The sequence below is a fragment of the Nocardioides sp. genome, assembly GCF_031422975.1.
Classification (GTDB): Bacteria; Actinomycetota; Actinomycetes; order Propionibacteriales; family Nocardioidaceae; genus Nocardioides.
On record NZ_JANPEO010000299.1, the window covers coordinates 1 to 1,875 of the forward strand.

The 1,875-nt window shown below is 69.8% G+C and carries 2 protein-coding genes and 1 pseudogene; all 3 read left to right on the forward strand.

Annotated features, from left to right (window positions below; genetic code table 11):
• A partial coding sequence (gene pdxS, locus RMO85_RS09015) for a pyridoxal 5'-phosphate synthase lyase subunit PdxS (protein WP_310528391.1) occupies positions 1-776 on the forward strand: 776 nt, incomplete at its 5' end.
• A 274-nt stretch (positions 777-1,050) separates the two neighbouring features.
• Positions 1,051-1,686 (forward strand): pyridoxal 5'-phosphate synthase glutaminase subunit PdxT, encoded by a 636-nt coding sequence (gene pdxT / locus RMO85_RS09020; protein ID WP_310528392.1) that lies wholly within the window; start codon positions 1,051-1,053, stop codon positions 1,684-1,686.
• Positions 1,686-1,875: pseudogene (locus RMO85_RS09025) on the forward strand (YebC/PmpR family DNA-binding transcriptional regulator); the annotation flags it as partial. The gene pdxT and the pseudogene RMO85_RS09025, both read left to right, overlap by 1 nt.

Sequence of the window (1,875 nt, forward strand, 5' to 3'; positions counted from 1 at the left end):
CCGGCGCCGTGGCCGTGATGGCCCTCGAGCGGGTCCCGGCCGACATCCGCGCCCAGGGCGGGGTCTCGCGCATGAGTGACCCCGACATGATCGAGAGCATCATCGCCACGGTCTCGATCCCGGTGATGGCCAAGGCCCGCATCGGTCACTTCGCCGAGGCGCAGATCCTGCAGTCCCTCGGTGTCGACTACATCGACGAGTCCGAGGTGCTGACCCCGGCCGACTACGCCAACCACATCGACAAGTGGCACTTCACGGTGCCGTTCGTCTGCGGCGCCACCAACCTCGGCGAGGCGCTGCGTCGCATCACCGAGGGCGCGGCGATGATCCGCTCCAAGGGTGAAGCAGGCACGGGCGACGTCTCCAACGCGGTCACCCACATGCGCACCATCCGGGCCGAGCTGCGCCGCCTCCACGGCATGGAGCCCGACGAGCTGTACGTCGCGGCGAAGGAGCTGCAGGCGCCGTACGACCTGGTCAAGGAGGTCGCCGAGGCCGGCAAGCTCCCGGTCGTGCTCTTCACCGCGGGTGGCATCGCGACCCCGGCCGACGCCGCGATGATGATGCAGCTCGGTGCCGAGGGCGTGTTCGTCGGCTCCGGCATCTTCAAGTCCGGCAACCCCGAGCAGCGCGCCGAGGCGATCGTCAAGGCGACGACGTTCTTCGACGACCCCGACGTGGTGGCCAAGGTCAGCCGCGGGCTGGGCGAGGCCATGGTCGGCATCAACGTCGACGAGATCCCGCAGCCGCACCGCCTCTCCGAGCGCGGCTGGTAGCCACCCGCCGCAACGTTCGCCTGCCGGTCGGGGCGGTGTTGTCGTCGCGACCGCTGGGTCGGCCATCCTGCCGGGATGCACCTGCTCTGGATGGACCGGTTGCGCGGTGCCGCGATCATCTGCCCCTCACTGTCGGGACCGCCCTGGTCCGCGGACGTCGGCACCCCTTCGTCGAGGCGTTGTTCACGTGGGCCTCCGCGCGGATGCCGGGAGGGAGACGGTGGGGGACCACCGATGAGGTCGCGACCACGACCGCGACCTAGGATCTGCCGACGTGGATCACACCATCGGCGTGCTCGCCCTGCAGGGCGACGTGCGCGAACACCTCGCCGTGCTCCGTCGCCTCGGCGAGGACGCCATCGCCGTCCGCCGCCCACGGGAGCTGGCCGCGGTGGACGGGCTGATCATCCCCGGCGGCGAGTCGACGACGATGATCAAGCTGGCCAGGATCTTCGAGCTGTTCGAGCCCCTCAAGGCCCGCGTCCGCGCCGGCCTGCCCACCTTCGGCACGTGCGCCGGGATGATCCTGCTGGCCGACCGGATCGAGGACGGCGCCGCGGGCCAGGAGACGCTCGGCGGGCTCGACATCACCGTGCGGCGCAACGCGTTCGGCCGGCAGGTGGACAGCTTCGAGGGCGACCTCACGGTCCAGGGGCTCGACGGGCCGGTGCACGCGATCTTCATCCGTGCGCCGTGGGTCGAGGCCGTGGGTGAGGGAGTCGAGGTACTGGCCCGGGTGCCTGCGGGACCGGCCGCCGGTAGGATCGTGGCCGTTCGCCAGGGGTCGCTGATGGCGACCTCCTTCCATCCGGAGGTCGGCGGCGACGCCCGGGTCCACGAGTTGTTCGTCGACCTGGTGCGCCGGGCCCGAGCCGAACTCCGTACTGACGAAGAGACGAAGAGGGACTGATGTCTGGCCACTCCAAGTGGGCGACCACGAAGCACAAGAAGGCTGTTGTCGACGCCAAGCGCGGCAAGCTGTTCGCCAAGCTGATCAAGAACATCGAGGTCGCCGCCAAACAGGGCGGTAGCGACATGTCCGGCAACCCGACCCTCTTCGATGCCGTCCAGAAGGCCAAGAAGAGCTCGGTCCCCAACA